This window comes from Campylobacter sp. US25a (genome assembly GCF_004379075.1).
Classification (GTDB): Bacteria; Campylobacterota; Campylobacteria; order Campylobacterales; family Campylobacteraceae; genus Campylobacter_D; species Campylobacter_D jejuni.
Window position 1 is genome coordinate 1 of sequence record NZ_RYYM01000009.1, and the last position, 23,857, is coordinate 23,857.

Consider the following 23,857-nt stretch of genomic DNA (forward strand, 5'->3'; position numbering starts at 1 on the left):
AAATTTGAAAATCCTAAAAGTTATTTTTGGCCAAAAGCAAAATGTTTTATCATAAAAGAACAAGAAGAAACAAAAAGGAATTTGCAAAAACTGATTAAAGAAATCTTAAACTAAAGCTTAGTTTAAGAGCTTTAGGTGGAAAATTTGGTTTTTGATAACATCAGCTAGCATTTTTGGCATTTGGTTTATAATATCTTGATAATTTTGCTTTGCATCTTGATCTTTTAATGTCAAATTTAATTTTGCATTTTTAGCTGAAAGAATTTTTCCATTGCTTGTAGAAATAATTTTAAAATTAACATTAGCCACACCCTCTTTACTAGTTGTGATAAAATAATTTGTAATATTTACATAAAAATCTTGCAAATTTACCACCACAACATAATCTGTAAATTTAGCATACATTTTAGCCTTATCTTTTTCTTGTGTTAAAAAAGGACTTACATTTATAAGTTTTGCATCCTTAGGGCTAAAATATGACAAAGTTTTAGGACTTTGATAAATACCATTTGCAGCAGAATTAACCCAATTAAGCTTTAAACTTTGAATCAAATTTTTAGCAAATAATGTAGAAAATTCCTTATCACTCACCCTAAAACCATCTAAAAAATAACCAAAATTTTTCCTAAAAGTTAATACAATAGCAAAATCAATATCCTTATCTTTGGTGATTTGCGATTTTTTTTCAATCAAGGTAGAACTATCGAACAATGCTTTTTGTTGATTTAGATTTGGATTTGCAACATTTTGATTTAGATCTATTAGCTCAAAACTATCTGCGCTTTTTTCAATTTTAATAACCTTTTTCTGAGAAAAATTATTTGCCAAAAGATTAGAGCTTAAAACTAAACTTAAAAACAAAACGAAACAATACCTCATCTTCATCCCTATAAATTATTTAAATATAAAATTATACTCTTTATTTTATAAAAAATCTTGTAAAAAATTCCTAGATGAAACACAAATAAAAGGACTGGATTTATAATTTAAAGGGTTATATAAAATGTATTTTTTAGAAAAATCTCCCATAAATCCTCCATTTTGATTAATCAAAAAATCTCCTGCTACAATATCCCAAATATTAAGCTTTTCAAATCTTTTATAAACTCCTGCCTTAGCTTCTAAAATAGCACAAAATTTCAATCCAGAGCCTATATTAATAGCTTTTAATTGATGCTCTTTTGCAAAGTCTTCATCTTCTTTGCTAAGATGATTAACACTCAATAAGGCTTTATATTTATTTTTCTCGTATTCTTGCTGGTCAATTTGCAAAGGTTTATCATTTTTATAAACCTTAGTTTTTGCATGAGCATAGAACATATCACCTTTTGATGGATTTTGTATAAGCGATAAAACAGGGCGATTGTCATGAACCAAACTTATCATAATACAAAATTCATCACTGCCTTTTAAAAAACCACTTGTTCCATCAAGAGGATCAATAAGCCAAAAAGTTTTTAATTCTTCACATTCTTCTTTGCTGAGTAATTTTTCTTCTGATAAAATTTTAATATCCGTAAAACCTAAAATATCATTTAAAATTTTATTAGAAGCAAGATCTGCTGATGTAAGCGGGCTTTTATCTTCTTTTTCCCAAGTTTTGAAATTTTTTCTCTCTTCTAAAATAGCCTTAGAAGCTTGATTGCTAGCATTTATAGCAATTTCTAAAAATTTATCAAGATTAAGCATGATTATAAACTTTCTATAAGATTTTTAAAATTATACAAGAAGATTTTGTGGAATTTTTAATTTCCACAAAAATTTTTAATTAAATTTTACTAGTTTCACCCAAATAAAGTTGTCTTGGACGGACTATTTTAAGACTTTCTTGCTCTTTTTGTTCTATCCACTGAGCTATCCATCCTGGGGTGCGTCCTATAACAAATAAAGTAGCAAACATTTCATTTGGAATACCTAAGGCTTTTAAAATAAGTCCGCTATGAAAATCAACATTCGGATATAGCCCTCTTTGAACAAAATAATCATCGCTTAAAGCAATCTCTTCTATACGCGTTGCTACTTTAATAAGATTGGTATCAATATCCAACTCATCAATAAGTTGATCACGAAGTTTTTTAAGCACTTTTGCTCTAGGATCAAAATTTTTATAAACCCTATGCCCAAAGCCCATCAAACGGAAAGGATCGTTTTTATCCTTAGCCCTTTTGATGAATTCATCTACCCTATCAACACTACCTATTTGCTCAAGCATTCTAATAACACCTTCATTAGCTCCACCATGTGCATGACCCCAAAGTGCGCCAATACCTGCTGCTATACAGGCATAAGGATGAGCATGAGTTGAACCCACAGCACGAACCGTTGAAGTTGAAGCATTTTGCTCATGATCTGCATGAAGCATAAAAACTGTATCAAGTGCTTTTACCTCTATAGGTTTAAGCTCTACATGATCGTAAGGATAAGTTCTTAACATATATAAGAAATTTTCTGTAAAACCACGATCTAAATTTGGATAAGCCATAGGAAAGCCATGTTTATATCTATAAGCGGTGGCGACTATAGTAGGGATTTTAGCTACTATTCTAGCTGCCATTTCCATATATTCTTCTTTTACGTTCATATTTAAATGATCAGGATAAAAAGCACTAAGCGATGAAACAGCACCTTGTAAAACTGCCATAGGATGAGCATTATCAGGGAAAGAATCAAAAAGACGATGCATACCTTCATGGATAAAAGAACGCTTTTTCATTTCATAACGAAACGCTTCAAGACGCGTAGCATCAGGTAATTCTTTATAAAGTAAAAGATGAACCACATCTAAATAAAGTTTGTTTTCAGCAAGCCACTCTATAGGATAGCCACGGTGCATTAAAATTCCGTTTTCTCCATCAATATAAGTGATTTTTGATTTACAAGTAGCTGTAGAAGTTAAGCCCTCATCATAAGAAAACATTCCTGTTTGTTTATAAAAACTTGACATATCTACAACGCTTGGCCCAGTTGTACCATCATATATAGGAAATTCATAGCTTTTTCCATTTCTATTATCGGTTATAGTAACGGAATTTGACATTTTCGCTCCTTTTATTGTTACTTTTATTAATTCTAACAAAAAAGGACGATTATGAGTTTTTTTATTATTGAATTTTTAAGATTTTGTTTGCTTTTTTGAGTAAAAAAGTAACTTTCATTTTTTAGAATTAGAAAGAAATTTAATCATACTCATAACAATAATAGCCTCAAATAATGCTGTTAAAATAAGTGCTGAATAAAGCTTCTCATCAATAACCTTGCCCGAATAACCCAGAGTAGCTGTTGCTATAAGCAAGGTTAAAGGCATAGAATGACTAAGACCAAATAAAATCATATTTTTAAAACCAATTCTTTTTAAAAAAACACTTGCACATAAAATTCTTAAACCCACCATAACAAACATAAGTAAAAATGCTTGTAAAACGATTTTATAATCTAAAATCATTTTAAGATCAAAGGTTGAGCCTATATGGATAAAAAAAATAGGGATCAAAAACCCGTGTCCAAAAGTAGAAAGCTTGTGCTCAAGATCTTTTTTATGATCAAAAAAAGTAGCTATAAATGAACCTGCTATAAAAGAGCCAAGAACGATTTCAAGTTTTGTAATAACCATAGCAACAATAATCAGTATAAAAATGGCCATACAAAATCTTATATCTTTTTCATTTTTATCTTCCCATGGCATAAGCACAACTTTAAGCTGAGGATACCACCAAAAAAGCACACCAAGCATTTTAAATCCGAGCAAACAAAGTCCCAAAAAGATATTAAGATATAAAATACTTTGCGCTACATCAATAATACCTGTTCCTTCGCGCAAAAAAGCTCCCGCTATAGTCAAAAGCACAATAGAAATCACCTCAGCTAAAGTAGCTACTATCATAGCAATATTTAGCCAATAACACTCTTTTCCAAAATCCTTAAAAAGTAAAGATAAAAGCCCTACACTCATCACAGGTATAATGATAATAAATACTAAAGAAAGTCCAAAAATCCATACTATAAAAGAAGATAAAGCGTAAAGTAAAAAAATATAAAAAAAACTTTTTTTGACAACTTCTTTATCCATATTAAAAAAGGCTCTTAAATTTACCTCCATGCCCGCTATAAACATTAGATAATAAAAACCTACATTGGCTAAAAGTGCAAAATTTTCACTTTTTCCTATGAAACCAAAATACGCTATTATTGCCCCTAAAATAATTTCAGTAGCCGAAATAGGTAAGCGAAAAATTCTTGCAATATGCGGAGAAAAAAGCAAACACAAGGCTATAACAATAAGAATTTTTAAATCGATTAAAGCCTGTGTATCAATGACACTCTGATGCAAAAGTAAATCCCATTTTTTTTAATTTTATTATATCTTGACTTGGTTCTTCACCTTTAGTGGTTAAATAATCTCCTATAACAATAGCCCCAGCACCTGCTTGAAAAATTTCATACTGTCTTTCTTGCAATACCACTTCACGCCCACCTGCTACCATTACCACGCTTTGCGGTAAAGCTTCTTTGGTATCACGAACAATTTTTAAGGCTTCATCAGCACTAAGTCTTGGAACTTGTAGTTTTAAATTTTCATTTGCTATAAAAAAATTAATAGGCGTTGAAAAAGGTTGTAATTCTTGCAAAGATTTTCTAAAACTTAGCCTATCTTCTTCACTCTCACCCATACCATAGATTCCACCACAACAAAGCATAAGCCCTACTTCTTTAGCGTTTAAATTGGTTTGAAATCTACTTTCCCAAGTATGCGTGGTGCAAATTTGTGGAAAAAATTCCTTAGAAGTTTCAAGATTGTGATTATAAGAAAAAATTCCTGCTTTTTTAAGTTCTTTGAGTTGTTCCACGCTTGCCATGCCATTACAGGCAATTAAAAGCAAGTTAGGCACTTCTTTTTGCACGGCCTTAGCAGCTTCGCAAACATACTCAAGCTTTTCATCATCAAGCCCAAGTCCTGCTGTAACCAAACAAAAACCCAAGGCTTCATTTTTCTTTGCCATTTTTGCTTCTAAAACGATTTGCGAAAGTTCTTTACGACGATATTTTTGAATATCTGTTTTTACATATGCACTTTGAGTGCAGTATTTACAGTCTTCTGAACAATTTCCACTCGCTATATTTGAAATAGCACAAAGCATGATTTGCATTCTAATCCTTCATTTCTTTTTTGATTTTGCACTTTAAGCATTCTAAGAATGTACCTTTTTTAAGCTCTTTTATCACTAAAGTTTCGCCACACTCTTCGCATTTTTCTTCACTTGGTTTGTATTTGCTTATAAAATTGCATTTTGGATAAGCGCTACAGCCATAAAATTTACCGCGTTTTGAAAAGCGTTCTACGATTTCACCTTTTTGACAACTTGGACAAGTAATACCTGTACCATTAGCTTTAGCTTTTGCGGCAGTATTTTCGCTTTCATTTTTACTTTCACTTTTTAAATTTCTTGAATACTTACATTTTGGGAAATTTAAACACGCTACAAATTCTCCAAAACGTCCTTTTCTAATAGCAAGTTCCCCGCCACAATCAGGACAACTTTCACCTAATTTTGTAACAGTTTTTTGACTGGCGATTTTTGTTTTTCCTTCTTCGATTTTTCTCATAAAAGGATAGTAAAATTCTTTTAAAGTTTCTTGCCAATCTGCCTTATCTTCTGCGATTTCATCTAAAGTGTTTTCAAGATTTGAAGTAAATTTACTATCCACTATATCGCTAAAATTTTTTTCAAGCACTTCGGTTACATTAAAAGCAACCTCACTAGGAATAAGTTGTTTTTTGTCTATTTTTACATAATCACGGCTTGTAAGTATAGAAATGGTTGGTGCATAAGTAGAAGGGCGACCTATGCCTAAACTTTCAAGTTTTTTTACAAGTCCTGCTTCTGAATACCTTGAAGGTGGTTCGGTAAAATGTGAGTTCATTTCTAAATTTTGTATTTTTAAATTTTCACCTATTTTAAAATTTGGTAAAATTTTATCCTTATCCATATCACCATAAACTTTATAATATCCCTCAAAAAGGATTTTTCTACCGCCTATTTTAAAAACTGCTCTATCATTTTTTACAAATACATTTTGAGTTTGAGAGATAGCAGGATTCATCTGACAGGCTAAAAAGCGATTGTAAATAAGTGTGTAAAGTTTTAACTCATCTTTGTCTAAAAATTTAGCTGCAATTTCTGGAGTAAAACTTAAATTTGTAGGGCGTATAGCTTCATGAGCTTCTTGAGCGCCTTTGGCTTTTGTAGTGTATACATTTGCTTTACTTGGAAGATAGTCTTTGCCAAAATTTGCTTGTATGAATTTTCTTGCATTCTCTATAGCTTCTTTGGCCAAATTTAAACTATCGGTTCTCATATACGTAATAACCCCCATCACGCCCTCGTGAGTATTTACTCCTTCATAGAGTTTTTGAGCTATCATCATGGTTTTTTTAGGATTAAAACCAAGGCGATTGCTAGCACTTTGCTGCAAAGTTGAAGTCATAAAAGGAGGCGGTGGAACGATTTTTCTTTCTTTGCTTTCAATGTCGCTTATAGTATAAGCTTCATTTTTACAAGCCTCTAGTATAAGCTTAGCACGATCTTTGTTGGTAATGGTAAGTTTTTCTATCTTAGCTTTATCAAACTCAACTAGTTCTGCATCTAAATCTTTTTGAAAAATCATATCTATGCTAAAATATTCTAGTGGTACAAAGGCACGAATTTCTTTTTCACGATCGACTATGATCTTTAAAGCCGCACTTTGAACACGCCCTGCGCTAAGTCCTCTTTGAATTTTTTGCCCCAATAAAGGGCTGAGTTTATATCCTACAATGCGATCTAAAAGGCGTCTAGTTTGTTGGGCATTTACAGAGTGCATATCTAATTTTCTTGGATTTTTTAAAGCATTTTCTATAGCACTTTTAGTAATTTCATGGAAAACGATGCGTGGCAAGGTATTTTCATCTTTGCCTATAGCTTTTGCAATATGATAAGCTATGGCTTCTCCTTCTCTATCCTCATCCGTTGCAAGATAAACTTCTTTGGCATCTTTGGCTTTGCTTTTAAGTTCTTTAACTAAGGCGCTATGATCACTTGTAATTCTATACTCAGGGATAAATTCATCATCTTCTATTTTAATCCCAAAGCTTGATTTAGGTAAATCTCTAATATGTCCTTTAGAAGCGATAACTTCATAATCTTTTCCCAAAAAATTTCCTATGGTTTTAGCTTTTGCAGGAGATTCTACTATGATTAAATTTTTCTTCATTTTGCACCCTTGTTAAATAAAAAGCTGAATTTAGCTAAAAATATTTAAAATTCTACTTATAAAATATATTTTAATTAAGCTAAAATATTTTAAAAACAAAACTATCATAACAAAATAAATAAAATATAATTTTAAGTAATTTTAAATACAAATCATAATTTTTGGAGTATAATAAAATAAAAAAGGCAAAAATTATGAATAGCAAAAATTATAAATTTCATCCAAATGACACAAAAATGGATAGAAAAATAATTCAAATTACTGAAAAGTCCGGATTTAAAGCGGCTGTGTTTTCTATGGCCGCTATGACTATGCTAGGAAGTGTGGTCATTTCATCTGCTCTGCCTGCTATCAACAGACATTTTGAAGAACTTTTAACCCAAAGTGGCGCTACTCTTGCTTCAAGTTTCACATTAACTCATCTTGATATACTTGTTCGCTTAGTTTTAACCATTCCTGCTATTTTTGTTGTCATTTTATCTCCATTTGCTGGTATTTTAATGGATAAATTTGGCAAATTAAAATTCATTCTTCCAGCTATGGTGATTTGGACTATTTCTGGGGTAAGTGGCTTTTTCTTAAATGATATTTATGCTATACTGACTTCAAGAGCTATTTTTGGTATGGCAACTGCTTTTATAATGACAGGCGCTTCGGCTTTACTTGGAGATTATTATAGTCGCGGTGGCTTTAATCGCAGAGAAAATGCTTTAAGTCTTCAAGGATTTTTTTGTGCGGTAGGGGGTGCTGTTTTTATTTCTATTGCGGGATTTGTTTCAAGTTATTCTTGGCGTTATCCTTTTTTGGTATATGGACTTGGAATTTTAATTACCTTAATGGCTATCATTTATCTTTTTGAACCTAGAAAATTTAAATTCTATAATCATACAAAAATAGAAGCAAAAACAAATTATTGGCAATTTTTTCCTATCTATTTTATAGGTTTTTTTATCATGGTAGTTTATTATATTTCGCCAACTCAACTTCCTTACTATATAGAAGAACATTTAGGATTGGATCCTAAATATATAGGTATTTCGATGTCTGTGTCTGCACTATGTTATGGTTTTTTCTCTCTAAGCTATAGATATATTATAAAATTCTTAAGTATTAAAACTATCTATGTTTTAACTCTTTTTATCGTATCTTGTTCTTTTTTGCTGCTTTTTTTAGTAGATAGCTTTTTCACAGTTTTAATCGCCTTAGCTTTGCTTGGAATGGGCGGAGGTATTATGCTTGTAAATAATACGGCTTATCTTTTTTCAATCTGTCCTGAAAATGCTCGCGCTAGGGCTTATGGAATTTTAGCAAGTTGTATATTTTTAGGACAATTTTTAAGTCCTATTATCTCTCAACCTATCGTTAGGCAAATGGGTCTTGTAGATGCTTTTTTAATATGGTCAATAGTAATTTTTATAGTGTGCATTGTGTTTTTATTTTTAAAGCAAAAACCTAGGATAAATTAATTCAATTAATTATATTCTTCATAATTTTTAATTAAACCTGATAAATTTAGATTTAATTATCTAGGATTTACAAACTCTTTCGTAGAGTTTTATAATTATAATTTTTATCAAAGACAAGTTTTTCATTTTCCTTAACCTGCATTTTACCCTTGATATAAAAATACTCCTTATCACTGGTTTGAGTAAGAATAATATCAGCATCCATCATGCAATTTTCCCTACCAATTTTCATCTTTTGAGTGATAGTGTATTTAGCACTTAGAGGATCTTCATTTTGAAGGACTAGCTCTCTTTTAAGATTGTGTTCTACTAAAATATCAATCTCATCAAATCTATAAATACCTTCGCCAAAAACTCCACCCACTCCATCGGTTATACAAGTGTAAGTATCGCTTAAAATATCATAAGTTATACTCCTATCTACCCTACCTTCTTTAAGCAAAGTAAGAGGAGTTAAAGGAGCACTTTGAGCTTCTAAATTCACTTTATTGCTATCCTTGCCACTAAAAACAGGTAAAGCAAAATCGCATTCATTTAAATCCAAAGTCAAGGTCACATTTTCAGGCATAGGCCAAAACATAGGCCAAAAGGTTGTAGCCAAAGAAAGTCTTATCTTAGATCCCTTAGCAAAACGATGCCCACAACAATCAAGCCTTAGCTCTCTTTGGATCCATTCATTTTTTATCAAGGGTGTAAATTCACTTCTTTCTTTATTTAAGGCTAAATTTAAAACCCCATAGCTCACCCTTTGTACAAAGCCATCTTCCCTTACTTCACTAAGTTGTGCAAAAAGCATAGCTTTAGGCTTATCGCTATTTAATTTCACTTTTAACAAGGGATAACCTAAAACATCAAGCTCATCTTGCAAAATTTCACTTTCAAAAACCACAGCCAAACCATCATCTAATCTTTGATCTGCAGGACTTTCTCCCAAAACGGCTGCTCCCATCCACTCTCCAGCTAAAAGTCCATGATTTTGTGGGGTATTAATCTTAATGCTTTGCTTGCTTTTTTCTTGAGTGAGTCTATAAGGATTTAAAAATAGGTATGATAATTTATATCCTTACTAGGATAACTTTCTAATCCCACAAAACGCCCTTTAACCTCACTCACTTTAGAACTAGGTTTTAAAGGATCTTCTATATAAGCTTATATCATAGGACAATCAAGAACATCATTATCTTCATCTTTTAGCCATTTATCCCACCATTTTAAAGCTTCTTGTAAAAATCCCATAGCAGGAGCTGGAAAACCATCGTGCGGATAAACATGAGCCCAAGGGCCTATAATGGCTTTTCTTGGAACCTTTAAACCTTGCATGAGAGTAAAAACAGGATTGGTATAAGAATCAGCCCATCCATCTAAAGCAAAAACAGGTACTTGTATATCCTCATAATTTTCACTCACCGAGCCATGTTTCCAATACTTATCCTTTAAATTATGTTCCATCCATAAAGCAGGCCATAAAGGCATATTTTCAAGTCTATGAAGCCATTTCTCTCTTCCATTTGGATCGATTTTTGGATCTACAAAACGGGCTTGATAAGCAAGCATGATATTGCCCCACCAAAAATTATCATTGAGTAAGCACCCGCCTTTATAATGTATATCTTCATTGTATCTATCATCGGTAAAACCCACCACTATAATGGCTTTTAAATTCTTAGGTCTTCTAGCAGCCACTTGCAAAGAATTAAAACCACCCCAAGACTTACCCATCATGCCTACTTTGCCATTGCACCATTCTTGTTTGGCTATCCATTCTATAAGCTCTAAGGCATCATCTTGTTCTTGCTTTAAATACTCATCTTTTAAGAGCCCATCAGATTCCCCACTGCCTCTCATATCCACTCTTACAACAACATAACCATTGCCTGCAAAATAGCCATGCATAGGTTCATCTCTTGTTCTTGTACCATCATTTTTTCTATAAGGAATGTATTCTAAAATAGCAGGAAGTTTCTCATTGGTTTGTGGAAACCAAATTCTAGAAGAAAGCCTTGTGCCATCCTTTAAAGTAATCCAAATATTTTCTATCACTTTCACTTTAAATTTAAAATCTTTAATTATTTTCTTCATATTTTTTTCCTTTTTTATTGTATTTTTTTATCCAAAACAAACAAAAAATAGCACCCATAATAGCCATAGCAATCATGATACTAAAATAGATATGAAAACCCTTTACTCCTTGATATTTATCAAGCAAATCTCCTGCTAAAACAGGTGCAAAAACTTCAGGCAAATATCCAAAAGTAGAAACTATACCTATGGCCATACCAGCTAAATGTACAGGAATTTTACCCTCGCTTAATAAAGAATAATAAATACTAAAATTAGAATACATAGCCACATAAACAATCACACAAGCTAAGGTTAAAGCCACCATTTGTATAAAACCACCCCAATAAGCACTAAACATTAAAAGCACCACTCCAAGTCCCATGGTTACAAAACCCACTAACATAACCTTAGCCTTTCCAAAACCATCAGCTACAAAACCACCTACTATAGAAGCAATGGGGCGTATATAAGAGGCTAAAACCGCTAAAATAGCTGCAAATACAGCAGAAGTACCTATAACATTACTCGCAAAGGGGTAAAATAATAAAAACTCATATTGAAAAAATAAGTACAAAAAGTGATGGCCACCACAAGCCATAAAGCAGGATTTTTAATAAGAGATAAAAAATCACTCCATTTTAAATTTTCACTTTTTTCATGCTTACTCTCTTTTAAAAGAAAAAACAAAATCACTGCACTAATTATAGGAGCTAAAGAATAAAAAATGATAATCATCTCTATACCCTTAGAAGCTAAAGCCTTGGTTTGAAAATAGCCAAAAATAGCCGTAGCAATAGCTAAATGTATAGCGCTAACCACACCACGACCCCCTTCAAAGACCCCATAAGCTCTTGCTTGCTCTTGCTCGCTGGCTAAAGTGCGTATGATTTTCATCAAAGAAGGCCAAAAAGTAAGAAGCGAAGTAATACCCCAAAGCCCATAAATAATCATAAGAGCCTTAAGCGAAGCAAAATAAAGATGAAGCAAACCCCCACATCCTGTAGCCACCAAAGAAAAGATCAAAAGCTTCTTAGGAGCAAAACGATCTGCTAAATATCCACCCAAAGCATAAGAAAAAAGTCCTAACAAACCATAAGCACTACCTAATAAACCCATTTGAAAATTATCTAAATGATACAAAGCCATATAATCATCATAATAATACTTTCTAAAATAAGGCAAACCATAAATAATAGAGCCACAAAAAGAAAGCAAAATCAAAGTGAAAAAATTCTTTTTTAAAGTATTCTTCATGGCTTCTCCTAAACAAATCTAATTTTAGTATTACATATTTTTAGTATTTTTTTAAAAAAATTAGAAAAATTTTAAAAGCTAATTTAAATTTTTGTAGATTATTTACACATTTGATAAAAATAAAACATACAAGAAAAAGAATAAAATAAAAAAATTATTTCAACAAGGAAAATTACCCTTGTTGAAATATATTACAAACCTACCGCACTTAAAGTTTGGTATTTACTCATATAAATTTGAGCTTCAATTTTTCTCATTGTATCAAGCGCTACTTGAACTACAATAAGTACAGAAGTACCGCCAAAATGAAAAGGCATACCCATAAATTTCACCAAAACCCAAGGCAAGGTTGCAACAAGCCCTAAATAAATAGAACCTGATAAAGTTAAACGAGAAGCCACTTCATTAAGATAATTTGAAGTTCCTTCACCTGGACGAATTCCAGGGATAAAACCGCCTTGCTTTTTCAAATTTTCTGCTATGTCTTTAGCGTTAAATACAATAGAAGCATAAAAATAAGCAAAGAAAATTACAAACAAGAAAGTTAAAACATGAAACAAATAACCATTTGGATTTAAAAAGTCATTAATGGCTTGCAGATAAGGATTTGTACTAGTTTGTAAAATCGTTGTTGGAAACATCAAAATCGCACTAGCAAAAATCGGTGGAATAACTCCACTAAGATTGAGTTTAATAGGAATATAATTCATAATGCGTTTGTTTTGATTTTGCATTACAACTTTACGAGAATAAGAAATAGGAATTCTTCTTTCTCCAAGTTCTACATAAATAATCACGCCTATAGTGATTAAAATCAAAGCAAAAATTGCAAAAGCGGTTAAGAAATTCATCTCACCTGAATTAATTTGTCCTACAGTTCCTGAAATCGCTCTTGGAATACCTGAAACAATACCTGCAAAAATGATTAAAGAAATACCATTTCCTATACCTCTTTGTGTAATTTGTTCGCCAAGCCACATTAAAAGCATAGTTCCTGCAAGCATAGAAATAGCACAAAGTGCGATAAACATATTTAAATCTTCCACCATTATAGCCCCTGCACCACCACGACCATGTAAGCTTTGCAAACCTATAGCAACGCCTATACTTTGAACCAAAGTAATCACAATAGTCGCATAACGGATAATTTGCATATATTTTTGCATACTATCACGTTCTTTTTTCATCTTACCGATATTTGGAAAAGTTGCCGCAAGAAGCTCCATGATAATAGAAGCAGTAATATAAGGCATAATACCTAAAGAAATGATAGAAAAGCGTTCAGCCGCTCCACCACTAAAAACATTAAATAAACCCAAAGCATTGTTTTGATTGTTATTAAAAAATTCCGCAATCACATCAGCATTGACGCCAGGAACTGGCACATAAGCCAGAACCCTATAAGCAAACAAAAATGCTAAGGTGATTAAAATCTTATTCGTCAATGCTCTATTCATTATTTTGATCCGGTGACGCTAATATTCTCGTCTTTGATTTTTGATACTAAGTCTTTTGCACTTGCACCAATTAATTTGATTTTATTCACAGATTTTGAAATTTTGTGAACACTTTTAATGCTCTCAAATGTAATTTCACTAAGCTCTTTTACAGCTGTGATTTTTTCAACATTAATCACATAAGGTTTTTGAATTTTAGAAGTAAAACCTACTTTTGGTAGTCTTCTTTGAAGTGGTTGTTGACCCCCTTCAAAACCTCTTTTTTCATTATAACCTTTTCTAGCAGTTTGACCTTTACCCCCTTTAGTAGCAGTCTTACCCATGCCAGAACCTTGACCACGGCCAATTCTTTTAGTTTTATGCGTTGAACCCGCTGCTTTTGTTAAATTCATCTTCTTATCCTTTTAACATTGTTAAAGCTTTGATTGTAGCACGAACCACATTAGCTGAATTATTTGAACCCAAAGACTTGGTTAAGATGTCTTTAATACCTGCAAGTTCCACGATAGGGCGTGTAGAACCACCCGCGATAACTCCTGTACCTTCACTAGCTGGTTTAAGTAAAATTCTACTTGCGTTGTATTTTACCTCTACATCATGAGCGATAGTTGAGCCTTTAGTTTTAACTTCAACGATATTTTTAAACGCATCGTCAACAGCTTTACGGATAGCATCTGGAACTTCCTTAGCCTTACCATAACCAACACCTACCAAACCTTTGCGGTTTCCAACGATAACTAAAGCAGTAAATCTAAATCTTCTACCACCTTTAACAACCTTAGTAACTCTGCCGATATCGACGATTACTTCTTCAAATTCTTCTCTATTATATTTTTCCATCGATTTACCCCTTATAGCCTAATGCCATTTTCTCTTAAAGATTCAGCCAAAACTGCAATAACACCATGATATACATAACCATTTCTATCAAAAACAGCTTGTTCTATCTTTTTAGCTTTTAAAGTTTTAGCAAATTCAGCAGCAATTTTTTTAGCGCCATCTTTATTTGCTTTAACGCCAAGTTTGCGTCCATCAACTGCTGCTAAAGTTACAGCTTTTACATCATCAATCGCTTGGATATATAGAGTTCTGTTCGATTTAAATACAGAAATTCTTGGAAAATTTTCACAACCTGAAATTTTCGCTCTAATTCTTTTTTTTCTTTTGATTCTTAAAGTTAGTTTTCTTTTTAATACATTTGCTCTCATATTCTACCCTTACTTCTTAGATGTCTTACCAGCTTTGCGGATAATGCGTTCATCAGAATACTTAACGCCTTTTCCTTTATATGGCTCTGGTGGTCTAAATTCACGAATTTGAGCAGCAACTTGACCTACAACTTGTTTATCACTTCCTTTAACTGCAATAGTATTTTTATCCACTACAATTTCAATTCCTTCTGGAATATCATAATTAATAGGATGAGAAAAACCAAGGCTTAGTTCTAAAACTTTACCTTTTAAAGCTGCTTTATAACCAACTCCATTGATTTCAAGAGTTTTTGAAAAACCTTGAGTTAAACCTACAACGATATTGTAAGCTAAAGCTCTGTAAGTTCCCCAATAAGCTCTACTTTGTCTATCTTCACCTTTTGGAGAAAAAAGAATATTATTATCTTTAATCTCAACATTTACATTTGCTTTAGTATCAAGTTCTTTTGCCAAATTTCCTTTTTTAAATTTAAGCAAATTTCCTTCTAATTTTACTTCTACTCCTGCTGGAATAGCAATCGGTTGTTTACCTATACGAGACATATTTTTCCTTTTTATTTGTCTAGGATATTTCTACTTTTTTAAAAGAATGGATACCCAATGCCATAAAAAGCAGATTTTTTACCAAATAGTACATAAAATTTCGCCGCCAACACCTGCTTTATAAGCTTCATCATTAGCTAAAACGCCACGACTTGTGCTAACTACGATAGTACCATAACCATTTTTAAAACGCTTGATTTCATCTTTACCTTTATAAACACGACGACCGGGCTTAGAAATTCTTTTAAGCTCATTGATAACACTCTTACCTTTTTCATCGTATTTTAAAACTACATTGATAAATTTCTTTTTATCTTCTTCAATAACATTAAAACTCTCAATATAGCCCTTAGCTTGAAAAATTCCAACTAAAGCTTCTACAACTTTAGAATGTAAAAGCTTGGTTGTTTCAAGCTTTCTCATTCCTGCATTTCTGATACGAGTGAGTGAATCTGAAATAATATCATTTATCATATTTTATCCTTACCAACTTGCTTTCTTAAGACCTGGAATCAAACCTTCATTGCCCATTTTTCTTAAGCAAACTCTGCAAATTCCAAAATCTCTATAAACCGAATGCGGACGCCCACAAATTTGGCATCTCGTATAAGCTCTAACCTTAAATTTAGGCTTGCGTGCCGCTTTTGCAATCATTGATTTTTTAGCCATCTTACTTTCCTTTTGTAAATGGCACACCGATAAGTTCTAATAACTTTTGTGCCTGTTTGTCATTTTGTGCTGTTGTAACTATAGAAATATTCATACCATGAGTTCTTAAAATTTTATCATACTCCACTTCTGGGAACATCAACTGCTCATCAAGACCGAAGTTATAGTTTCCGCGTCCATCAAAACCATCTCTACTTAAACCTCTAAAGTCTTTCACCCTTGGCAAAGCAATAGAAATTAATTTATCAAGAAAAGCATACATATTTTCTTTTCTTAAAGTTACCATTACACCTACAGGAAAACCTTCGCGAACTTTAAATCCTGCAACTGATTTTTTAGCTTTAGTAATCACAGCCCTTTGTCCTGCAATTAAAGAAATAGTATCTGCAACATTTTGCAATACTTTTTGATCTTTAGCTAACTCACCAGCACCTACACTGATAACTACTTTTTCGATCACAGGGATAAGCATAGGATTTTTAATATCAAATTCTTTAACCAATGCAGGTTTAATGCTTTGATTGTATTTTTCTTTTAATCTCATCATCGCTTACTCCTGAACTTTTGCCACATTGGAAATATCCATTGGCATTTCTTTATTGATAAAACCACCATTTGGGTTTTTCTCGCTCGGCTTAATAGCTTTTTTAGCAATTTTACATCCTTCAACTACCACTTTAAGTGTTTTTGGATATACCGCCAAAACTTTACCTGTTTTACCTTTATCATCACCTGTGATAACCTTAACGCTATCACCTTTTTTGATTTTTAATTTAACCGCCATTATAATACCTCCGGTGCTAGTGAAACGATTTTCATAAAGCCACCATATCTAACTTCTCTGCCCACTGGCCCAAAGATACGAGTTCCGATAGGCTCTCTTTTATTATCAAGAATAACTGCAGCATTTTCATCAAAACGAATCAAAGAACCATTATCTCTATGAATTTCTTTTTTAGTTCTAACGATAACCGCTTTTACCACTTGACCTTTTTTAACTTTTCCATTTGGTAAAGCTTTTTTAACAGATGCAACGATTACATCACCTACAGTAGCGTATCTTCTTTTGCTACCCCCTAAAACCTTGATACACATTAATTCTTTTGCACCGCTATTATCAGCAACTGCAAGTCTAGTAAAACTTTGAATCATTACTCAACTCCTGTAGCTAATACAGATTTTAAGCGAAACGATTTTCTTTTTGAAAGTGGTCTGCATTCTACTGCAACAACAGTATCACCCACTTTAACTTCATTTCTCTCATCATGAATTAGATATTTTTTAAAGCGTTTAACAATTTTTCTATATCTTGGATGAACCACTTTTCTTTCAACCAAAACACTTGCGGTTTTTTCACCAGCGATTTTAACAACAACGCCTTGAATTTCTCTTTTAAATGCCATTTTCTCTATCCTTATCTTAAAGCGTTAATTGCTGTATTTATTCTAGCAATGTCTTTTTTTACTTGGCTAATCTCTTTTGGATTAGTAAGTTGCATTGTTTTTAGCTTTTGTTTTAAAGTGAATAAAAGCACCTTTTTTTCTTTTAGCATTGTTGCAAGCTCAGCTGCTGTTTTATCTTTAATCTCAGTATATTTCATTTTGGCTCTCTCTTGTAACAAACTTAGTTTTAAATGGAAGTTTATGCATTGCTAAAGTCAATGCTTCTCTTGCCATTTCTTCGCTTACTCCTGCCATTTCATAAATGATACGGCCTGGCTTGATATTCATTACCCATTCCTCAACAGCACCTTTACCTTTACCCATACGAGTTTCTAAAGGTTTTTTTGTCAAAGGCTTATCTGGGAAAACTCTAATCCAAGTTTTTCCTTGTCTTTTAACGAAACGAGTTAAAGCAATACGCGCTGCTTCGATTTGGCGTGAGTTAATGCGTCCTGCTTCAGTTGCTTTTAATGCAAATTCACCAAAAGTAAATTCTGTTCCACGATTAGCATAACCTCTGTTACGCCCTTTCATCATTTTGCGATATTTAGTTCTTTTTGGCATTAACATGATTATTTACCCCTTCTTGTGCGTCTTGGCTTTTTAGCTGGAGCACTTTCTTCAGTTTTTTCAGGTTGCATACCTTTGTGTAATACCTCACCTTTAAAGATCCATACTTTAACCCCTATGTTTCCATAAGTAGTTCTAGCTTCTGCAAAACCATAATCGATTTTTGCTCTTAAAGTATGAAGTGGAACGCGTCCTTCAAGATACCATTCTGTTCTTGCCATTTCAGCACCGCCTAAACGACCAGAAACTGAAACTTTAATCCCTTTAGCACCTGCTTTTTGCGCGCCTTGAATTACTTTTTTCATTGCTCTTCTAAAAGCAATTCTTTTTTCAAGTTGAGTTGCAACACTTTCAGCAGCAAGTTGAGCTGAAGCTCCTGCTTTTCTTTCTTCTTTGATATTGATATTTACATCTTTACCGATTAAATCTTGCAATTCTTTTCTTAAATTATCAACATCACTACCTTTTTTACCGATGATGATACCTGGTCTTGCGGCAACTACAGTAACGCGAAGTTTTTTAGCAGTTCTTTCTACTAAAATTTGACTAATTCCTGCGTAATAAAGTTTTCTTTTTAAGAAAGCTCTGATTTTGTAATCTTCACCGATATTTTCTACTAAATTTGCTTTAGTTGGAAACCATCTTGATTCCCAGTTTCTATTGATTCCTAGTCTTAGACCAATTGGATTAACTTTTTGTCCCATTAGCTTTCCTTTTTCGCTGTTGCTTTTTTAGTGCTTGTTGTTTTTTTAGCTGGAGCTTTTGTTGTAGTAGTTTTTTTAGCTACTGTTTTTTTCTCTTCAGCTTTCACTTCTGCTTTTGCCACTTCTACTAAAATATGTGAAGTTGGTTTTCTAATACGACTTGCACTTCCTCTAGCTCTTGGTCTAAATCTTTTTAACACCGCAGCTGCATCCACGCGACAACTTTTTACAATCACTTCGTTTGCTTCAAAGCCACCATTTGCTACTGCACTTGAAATTGCGTTTGCGATATATTTTGCACCTTTATTTGGCATAAATTTTAAACTAGCCATAGCTAATTCTGCATTCATCCCCTGAACTTCCCTAGCAATCAATCTTGCTTTAGTTGGAGATAATCTTATGAATTTAATTAATGCTTTACTCATATCTTATCCCTTACTTACCAATTTTCTTTTGCACAGAGCCTTTATGCCCTTTAAATGTGCGTGTTGGAGCAAATTCACCAAGTTTATAACCGATATGATTTTCAGTAATATAAACTGGAATAAAGCTTTTACCATTATGAACATTAAATGTAAGTCCTATCATATCAGGAGTAATTGTGCTTCTTCTTGACCAAGTTTTAATTGGTTTATTATCATTAGCCTTTTTAGCAGCGATGACTTTTTTCATTACATGATCATCAACAAAAGGACCTTTTTTTAGTGATCTAGCCATCTTACTTTCCTTTTCTTCTTGAAATTATTAGCTTATCGCTAGCTTTTTTACGACGAGTTTTCGCACCTTTGGTTGGTTTACCCCATGGAGTTACTGGATGACGGCCTGAATTTTTCTTACCTTCACCCCCACCGTGCGGGTGATCTACTGGGTTCATAGCAGAACCACGAGTTTGTGGACGGATACCTCTATGGCGATTTCTACCTGCTTTACCGATAGTTACATTAGCCCATTCTTCATTTCCAACTTCGCCGATACTTGCCATACATTCAGCTAAAACTTGTCTCATTTCGCCACTTGCAAGTCTTAAGATAACATATTTTTCTTCTTTACCCATAAGTTGTGCATAAGCACCTGCAGAACGGATCATTTGACCCCCTTTGCCTGGCTTTAATTCAACATTATGAACAATAGTACCCACAGGAATGTTTTTAAGCTTCATTGCATTACCTGGTTTAATATCAAGTCCGCTTTCAGCAGCTACAACGATATCGCCAACGCTTAATCCACGTGGTTGAAGAATATATCTTTTTTCCCCATCTTTATAAGCAATCAAAGCAATTCTACAATTTCTATATGGATCATACTCGATTGCTTCTACTTTGCCTTCTATACCGAATTTACGACGTTTAAAATCAATAATTCTGTAAAGTTTTTTAGCACCCGCTTCTTTATGACGACTTGTAATTCTTCCATAGCTGTTACGACCTGCGTGTGCTGGAAGTTTAACAAGTAGTGAGCGTACACTTGGTTTAGCTGTAATATCTTCAGAACTTAAACCTGTGATATATCTTCTACTTGGAGTATATGGTTTATAAGTTTTAATTGCCATCTTAAGCCTCCGTATTTTCTAAGCTAACACCTTCAGGTAGCTTAACATAGAATTTTTTATAATCGTTTCTTTGACCTAAACGACCTCTAAAACGCTTAACTTTTCCATCCATTCTTAAGGAATTGATGCTTTTTGGAGTTACACCAAAATACTCTTTTAAAACCGCTTTTAAGCCTGTTTTAGTCATTTTTGGCGAAGTTTGAATAACTACGACACCTTGCTCTTGCAAATTCAAACTTTTTTCTGTGTAAAGTATAGTCTTTATATCAGTAATATCTGCCATAATTATCCCTCTTTTGTAATAGATTCTAACGCTGATTTTTCCATAATAACAGCATTAAATACAGATACTAAATAAGCATTTACTTCGCTTACATCAACTACATAGCAATTTGCTAAATTCCTATAAGCTAAAAGTGTTTTTTCATCTAGTAAATCTTTAACGATTAAAGCATCTTTGACGCCAAGTTTTTTAATCACAGCGTTTGCATCTTTTGTTTTACCACTTTCAATAGCTAAAGAATCAGCAGTAAATAACACACCTTTAGCTGCTTTATCTGCTAAAGCTCTTTCAAGCGCCAATCTTTTTTGTTTTTTATTTACTTTTTGGAAGTAGTTTCTTTCATTTGTTGGACCAAAAGCAACCGCACCGCCTACCCAAACGTTAGTTCTTGTTGAACCCGCTCTAGCACCGCCACGACCTTTTTGTCTCCAAGGTTTTTTACCACCACCACTTACATCACTTCTACCTTTAGTATGAGCTGTATTTGCTCTTAAACTTGCAAGGTAAGATTTTACATATAAGTAAAGATTGTGTGGATTTACTTCCGCATATTTTGAAGGTAAATCAAGTTCACCTGCTTTTTCTAATTTATCATTTAAAACAACTACTTTACTCATTTTGCAATCCTTATTTTACCCATAGCACCATTATAACCTGGTACTGCACCTTTAACTACTAAAATTTTGTTTTCAGCATCATAAGATACAACTTCGTTTTTAACGGTCACTTTAGTATTTCCATAGTGTCCTGCCATTTTCATACCTGGTTGAACACGACCTGGCCATTCTCTATTACCAATAGATCCGTGGCGTCTATGAAATCTTGAACCATGACTTGCTGGACCCCCTGCGAAGTTATGTCTTTTCATAACACCGCTATAACCTCTACCTTTAGTGTTAAAGCTTACTTTTAAAATTTTTGCTTCATTTAATGGAGTTTCATCTAAATCTCCTGCTTCAGTATTTGCTACTTCTAAAGTCGCAAATCTATTGTATTCTGCAGAAAGATTATACTTTTTTTGTTGTCCTGCGACACATTTATTACTTGCTTTACCTTTTGGATATGCTACTAAAGCCTTTCCGCCTTCAACTTCACATACTTTTGCATTTACAACTCTTAGTAAAGTTACAGCGATACTTGGATTAGTAATTGTTCTACTCATTCCGATTTTTTCTACAATATATTCCATATCTTATCCTTACTTACCCATAGCTCTTACTTCAACGCTTACTTCTGGCGCTAAATCAAGCTTAGTTAAAGAATCAACTGTATCTGGAGTCGCTGCTACTATATCTAGCATACGCGCGTGAATTCTTATTTCAAACTGCTCACGAGAATCTTTGTTAATGTGTGGAGATTTTAAAACTGTATAGCGTTTGATTTTAGTAGGCATTGGTATCGGACCTCTGATATCCGCACCTGTTCTTTTAACAGCTTCTACGATTGCTGCAACTGTTCTGTCTAGTACTCGATGGTCATAAGCTTTTAGCTTAAGCCTAATTCTTTCCATAATATTTCCTTTAAAAAGAACTCGTTAGTTAAAAACTAACCAATTTATAAAAATTGAAATGAGAGTATATAAAATCTTGTTTTCAAAGTCAAGAAATTCAATGAAAATTTTATATTATTTTCCTTTTTAAAAGGACGAAATGGAAATATTTTATTTTTTGGTGAAAATTTTAACAATCAATGAATTATATTTATTTTAAGGAATAAAATATATAATTATCCAAAAAAATTAAATTATCAAAACATAACATCAAAATGTTTTGTAAAATAATTTTTTTATATTTACTTAAGGAAAAAGCATAAAATTCATCTTTTACATTTTAACGTTTTGCACTTTTGTCTTTGGCGTAAACCTTGAAAATTCACTAACCTGTATCAATAAAGGATTAAATTCTCTTAAAGATCCTTATAGTAGAGATAAAGAACTTATTTTTATGCCTATTTATGATATTTTGCAATTTTATGGAATACGTGGTGCTAGAGTAGGTGCTGCAGATTATCAATGTAACATTAAAGACAAAAAGATAGTTTGCGATATTAAAAATTTTTTTGTAGGCGACGAAATTTTTATTCTTGCTTATACTGAAAATCTTAGAATTATTTACAGTAATTTCAAAGAAGATTTTGGAAAAATAAATGTCTATGCAAAAGATATTCAAATTGGCAACATTTTAAAAAACACTCTTAACAAACATCAAAAAAATAATAATTTTATTAAACTTGCTTTACAAAAATATTCTTTAAATTATGAAGGAAAAATACAAGGAGCTAAATTCAACTCACAACTTAATATCGTAAGCAAAGATTTAGAATTCAATGCAAATTTAAACAATATTTCACAAAAAGAATTTGAAAATGTTTTTAAGTATGTCAAAGAATGTGGTTTTGGCATTTTTATCTCAAGTACTTTTGAAATTTTGAAAAAATATAAAAAAGAATTACATTGCAAAAGTCAAATTTGCAGAGAAATAGAAAAAGATTTTTATTTTATGTAAAAAACAATTTAAGTTAAATTTGTCCATCTTCACATAAATTACAAAAATTTTAAAATAATTTAAAGTCTTTTATTTTAATCTCCCTTCAAATTAAAATAACCTATAAAAAATTAATAATATATATTATTCATTTTCAAAAAATCTCTTAATTTTTCATATTCGCCATTTTCCAAATAGCGATGTTTTCCTGCCTTTAACATACCAAGATCTAAAGCCCCAAAAGCAACACGCTTAAGATCCATAACCTCAAGATCAAAATGTCCAAAAAAGCGTCTAAGCTCTCTATTTTTACCTTCATTTATAATTACTCTAAGCTTGGTATAACCTCCACTTGATCCAAAAATTTCAAAGTCAATAAAAGGAGCAAAACTCATAGAGGTAATTTTAGTTTTTGCATGTGCGCCTTTTTTTTCGTTTTTAATCTCAAGTCCATTTTGCATCGCTTCGATGACTTGTTTGCTCACCGTACCTTTAACTTTAAGGTAGTATTCTCTTTCTAAATCGCTATGCATTAAAGCATCGGCAATCACAGGAGAATCTGTAAGCAAAAGCAAGCCTTCACTTGCATAATCCAGTCTGCCTACACTAAGCCAAGTACTAAATTGTCTTGGCAAGGTATCGTATATAGTTTTTCTTCCACGATCGTCTTTTTTACTGACAATTTCACCTTTTTGTTTATGGTAGATTATCACGCTAAATTGCGTTCTTTTTTGCACTCTTTTACCTTTAACAAAGACTTTATCATCAAATTTAACCTCATCGCTTAAAAGGGCGATTTTGTTGTTTATTTTTACTAAGCCTTGTTTGATAAGTTCATCAGCTTCACGGCGTGAATAGCGGGTGTTATGGGATATAAATTTATTAATTCTCATTTGATCTTCCTTAAAAAGGGCGTT

The 23,857-nt window shown here is 32.6% G+C and carries 35 protein-coding genes; 3 read left to right on the forward strand and 32 right to left on the reverse strand.

Annotated features, from left to right (window positions below):
* A partial coding sequence (locus ELQ12_RS10655; protein WP_243834134.1) for a hypothetical protein occupies window positions 1-114 on the forward strand: 114 nt, incomplete at its 5' end.
* Between the two features lie 3 nt (window positions 115-117).
* Here the strand turns inward: ELQ12_RS10655 and ELQ12_RS06975 are convergent.
* The 6 genes from ELQ12_RS06975 to topA form a co-directional block, all read right to left on the reverse strand.
* On the reverse strand, window positions 118-885 hold the full coding sequence (locus ELQ12_RS06975; RefSeq protein WP_134264670.1) for a hypothetical protein: 768 nt from the start codon (window positions 883-885) through the stop codon (window positions 118-120).
* Window positions 886-924: 39 nt separating this feature from the next.
* The gene (locus tag ELQ12_RS06980) at window positions 925-1,689 is read right to left on the reverse strand and encodes a 3'(2'),5'-bisphosphate nucleotidase CysQ (RefSeq protein ID WP_053872181.1); all 765 of its coding nucleotides are present in this window, start codon (window positions 1,687-1,689) and stop codon (window positions 925-927) included.
* Window positions 1,690-1,768: 79 nt separating this feature from the next.
* Window positions 1,769-3,037 carry a citrate synthase gene (locus ELQ12_RS06985; RefSeq protein WP_002922091.1) on the reverse strand — a complete coding sequence of 423 codons (1,269 nt, stop codon included), beginning with the start codon at window positions 3,035-3,037 and terminating at the stop codon, window positions 1,769-1,771.
* Between the two features lie 114 nt (window positions 3,038-3,151).
* A complete protein-coding gene (locus ELQ12_RS06990; RefSeq protein WP_134264671.1) occupies window positions 3,152-4,327 on the reverse strand; it encodes a cation:proton antiporter in 1,176 nt (391 codons plus the stop codon).
* Window positions 4,308-5,144 carry a biotin synthase gene (locus ELQ12_RS06995; RefSeq protein WP_126249715.1) on the reverse strand — a complete coding sequence of 279 codons (837 nt, stop codon included), beginning with the start codon at window positions 5,142-5,144 and terminating at the stop codon, window positions 4,308-4,310. Before ELQ12_RS06995 ends, ELQ12_RS06990 begins: the two co-directional genes overlap by 20 nt.
* A 1-nt stretch (window position 5,145) precedes the next feature.
* Complete coding sequence (gene topA / locus ELQ12_RS07000; protein ID WP_134264672.1) at window positions 5,146-7,248, reverse strand: type I DNA topoisomerase; 2,103 nt, start codon at window positions 7,246-7,248, stop codon at window positions 5,146-5,148.
* A 194-nt stretch (window positions 7,249-7,442) separates the two neighbouring features.
* On the opposite strand from topA, the gene ELQ12_RS07005 reads away from it, so the two are divergent.
* Entirely contained in the window at window positions 7,443-8,714 is a 1,272-nt protein-coding gene (locus ELQ12_RS07005) for an MFS transporter (protein WP_044778601.1), read from the forward strand.
* A gap of 67 nt (window positions 8,715-8,781) precedes the next feature.
* Here the strand turns inward: ELQ12_RS07005 and ELQ12_RS10660 are convergent, their stop codons facing one another.
* The 25 genes from ELQ12_RS10660 to rpsJ form a co-directional block, all read right to left on the reverse strand.
* Complete coding sequence (locus ELQ12_RS10660; RefSeq protein WP_243834130.1) at window positions 8,782-9,663, reverse strand: CocE/NonD family hydrolase C-terminal non-catalytic domain-containing protein; 882 nt, start codon at window positions 9,661-9,663, stop codon at window positions 8,782-8,784.
* Between the two features lie 200 nt (window positions 9,664-9,863).
* Window positions 9,864-10,793 carry a CocE/NonD family hydrolase gene (locus ELQ12_RS10665; protein ID WP_243834131.1) on the reverse strand — a complete coding sequence of 310 codons (930 nt, stop codon included), beginning with the start codon at window positions 10,791-10,793 and terminating at the stop codon, window positions 9,864-9,866.
* The gene (locus tag ELQ12_RS10670) at window positions 10,777-11,349 is read right to left on the reverse strand and encodes an MFS transporter (protein ID WP_243834132.1); all 573 of its coding nucleotides are present in this window, start codon (window positions 11,347-11,349) and stop codon (window positions 10,777-10,779) included. Before ELQ12_RS10670 ends, ELQ12_RS10665 begins: the two co-directional genes overlap by 17 nt.
* Window positions 11,289-12,029 carry an MFS transporter gene (locus ELQ12_RS10675; protein ID WP_243834133.1) on the reverse strand — a complete coding sequence of 247 codons (741 nt, stop codon included), beginning with the start codon at window positions 12,027-12,029 and terminating at the stop codon, window positions 11,289-11,291. The genes ELQ12_RS10670 and ELQ12_RS10675 overlap by 61 nt, the downstream gene beginning before the upstream one ends.
* 191 nt (window positions 12,030-12,220) lie before the next feature.
* Entirely contained in the window at window positions 12,221-13,486 is a 1,266-nt protein-coding gene (secY, locus tag ELQ12_RS07020) for a preprotein translocase subunit SecY (protein WP_070261414.1), read from the reverse strand.
* Entirely contained in the window at window positions 13,486-13,878 is a 393-nt protein-coding gene (gene rplO, locus ELQ12_RS07025) for a 50S ribosomal protein L15 (protein WP_002851292.1), read from the reverse strand. The genes secY and rplO overlap by 1 nt, the downstream gene beginning before the upstream one ends.
* Window positions 13,879-13,882: 4 nt before the next feature.
* Complete coding sequence (gene rpsE, locus ELQ12_RS07030) at window positions 13,883-14,326, reverse strand: 30S ribosomal protein S5 (RefSeq protein ID WP_002779428.1); 444 nt, start codon at window positions 14,324-14,326, stop codon at window positions 13,883-13,885.
* A gap of 11 nt (window positions 14,327-14,337) precedes the next feature.
* On the reverse strand, window positions 14,338-14,694 hold the full coding sequence (gene rplR, locus ELQ12_RS07035; protein ID WP_002870461.1) for a 50S ribosomal protein L18: 357 nt from the start codon (window positions 14,692-14,694) through the stop codon (window positions 14,338-14,340).
* A 9-nt stretch (window positions 14,695-14,703) separates the two neighbouring features.
* Window positions 14,704-15,240: a 50S ribosomal protein L6 gene (rplF, locus tag ELQ12_RS07040; protein WP_002851302.1), complete on the reverse strand. Its 537-nt coding sequence runs from the start codon at window positions 15,238-15,240 to the stop codon at window positions 14,704-14,706.
* A gap of 78 nt (window positions 15,241-15,318) precedes the next feature.
* On the reverse strand, window positions 15,319-15,714 hold the full coding sequence (gene rpsH / locus ELQ12_RS07045; protein WP_002860830.1) for a 30S ribosomal protein S8: 396 nt from the start codon (window positions 15,712-15,714) through the stop codon (window positions 15,319-15,321).
* A gap of 9 nt (window positions 15,715-15,723) precedes the next feature.
* Entirely contained in the window at window positions 15,724-15,909 is a 186-nt protein-coding gene (locus ELQ12_RS07050) for a type Z 30S ribosomal protein S14 (protein WP_002851478.1), read from the reverse strand.
* A 1-nt stretch (window position 15,910) separates the two neighbouring features.
* Window positions 15,911-16,456, reverse strand: a complete 546-nt coding sequence (gene rplE / locus ELQ12_RS07055; RefSeq protein WP_002870460.1) for a 50S ribosomal protein L5 — start codon at window positions 16,454-16,456, stop codon at window positions 15,911-15,913.
* A 3-nt stretch (window positions 16,457-16,459) separates the two neighbouring features.
* On the reverse strand, window positions 16,460-16,693 hold the full coding sequence (gene rplX, locus ELQ12_RS07060; protein ID WP_002779437.1) for a 50S ribosomal protein L24: 234 nt from the start codon (window positions 16,691-16,693) through the stop codon (window positions 16,460-16,462).
* Entirely contained in the window at window positions 16,693-17,061 is a 369-nt protein-coding gene (rplN, locus tag ELQ12_RS07065) for a 50S ribosomal protein L14 (RefSeq protein WP_002779438.1), read from the reverse strand. The genes rplX and rplN overlap by 1 nt, the downstream gene beginning before the upstream one ends.
* The gene (gene rpsQ, locus ELQ12_RS07070) at window positions 17,061-17,312 is read right to left on the reverse strand and encodes a 30S ribosomal protein S17 (RefSeq protein ID WP_002851549.1); all 252 of its coding nucleotides are present in this window, start codon (window positions 17,310-17,312) and stop codon (window positions 17,061-17,063) included. Before rpsQ ends, rplN begins: the two co-directional genes overlap by 1 nt.
* An 11-nt stretch (window positions 17,313-17,323) precedes the next feature.
* The gene (rpmC, locus tag ELQ12_RS07075) at window positions 17,324-17,509 is read right to left on the reverse strand and encodes a 50S ribosomal protein L29 (RefSeq protein WP_002851566.1); all 186 of its coding nucleotides are present in this window, start codon (window positions 17,507-17,509) and stop codon (window positions 17,324-17,326) included.
* Window positions 17,496-17,921, reverse strand: a complete 426-nt coding sequence (gene rplP, locus ELQ12_RS07080) for a 50S ribosomal protein L16 (protein ID WP_002779441.1) — start codon at window positions 17,919-17,921, stop codon at window positions 17,496-17,498. Before rplP ends, rpmC begins: the two co-directional genes overlap by 14 nt.
* A gap of 2 nt (window positions 17,922-17,923) precedes the next feature.
* Entirely contained in the window at window positions 17,924-18,625 is a 702-nt protein-coding gene (gene rpsC / locus ELQ12_RS07085) for a 30S ribosomal protein S3 (RefSeq protein ID WP_002851138.1), read from the reverse strand.
* Entirely contained in the window at window positions 18,625-19,050 is a 426-nt protein-coding gene (gene rplV / locus ELQ12_RS07090; RefSeq protein WP_002860832.1) for a 50S ribosomal protein L22, read from the reverse strand. Before rplV ends, rpsC begins: the two co-directional genes overlap by 1 nt.
* A 10-nt stretch (window positions 19,051-19,060) precedes the next feature.
* Complete coding sequence (gene rpsS / locus ELQ12_RS07095) at window positions 19,061-19,342, reverse strand: 30S ribosomal protein S19 (protein WP_002851509.1); 282 nt, start codon at window positions 19,340-19,342, stop codon at window positions 19,061-19,063.
* A gap of 1 nt (window position 19,343) precedes the next feature.
* A complete protein-coding gene (gene rplB / locus ELQ12_RS07100) occupies window positions 19,344-20,174 on the reverse strand; it encodes a 50S ribosomal protein L2 (RefSeq protein ID WP_052949462.1) in 831 nt (276 codons plus the stop codon).
* Between the two features lies 1 nt (window position 20,175).
* A complete protein-coding gene (locus ELQ12_RS07105) occupies window positions 20,176-20,457 on the reverse strand; it encodes a 50S ribosomal protein L23 (protein WP_002856384.1) in 282 nt (93 codons plus the stop codon).
* 2 nt (window positions 20,458-20,459) lie between these two features.
* The gene (rplD, locus tag ELQ12_RS07110) at window positions 20,460-21,074 is read right to left on the reverse strand and encodes a 50S ribosomal protein L4 (protein ID WP_053872657.1); all 615 of its coding nucleotides are present in this window, start codon (window positions 21,072-21,074) and stop codon (window positions 20,460-20,462) included.
* Window positions 21,071-21,646, reverse strand: coding sequence for a 50S ribosomal protein L3 (gene rplC, locus ELQ12_RS07115; RefSeq protein ID WP_002779987.1), 576 nt, complete (start codon window positions 21,644-21,646; stop codon window positions 21,071-21,073). The genes rplD and rplC overlap by 4 nt, the downstream gene beginning before the upstream one ends.
* A gap of 9 nt (window positions 21,647-21,655) precedes the next feature.
* Window positions 21,656-21,967 (reverse strand): 30S ribosomal protein S10, encoded by a 312-nt coding sequence (gene rpsJ, locus ELQ12_RS07120; RefSeq protein WP_002779353.1) that lies wholly within the window; start codon window positions 21,965-21,967, stop codon window positions 21,656-21,658.
* A 433-nt stretch (window positions 21,968-22,400) separates the two neighbouring features.
* On the opposite strand from rpsJ, the gene ELQ12_RS07125 reads away from it, so the two are divergent.
* A complete protein-coding gene (locus ELQ12_RS07125) occupies window positions 22,401-22,961 on the forward strand; it encodes a hypothetical protein (RefSeq protein WP_002870457.1) in 561 nt (186 codons plus the stop codon).
* A gap of 110 nt (window positions 22,962-23,071) precedes the next feature.
* On the opposite strand, the gene ELQ12_RS07130 is transcribed toward ELQ12_RS07125, so the two are convergent.
* A complete protein-coding gene (locus tag ELQ12_RS07130; RefSeq protein ID WP_070261415.1) occupies window positions 23,072-23,833 on the reverse strand; it encodes a pseudouridine synthase in 762 nt (253 codons plus the stop codon).
* Window positions 23,834-23,857: the final 24 nt, after the last annotated feature.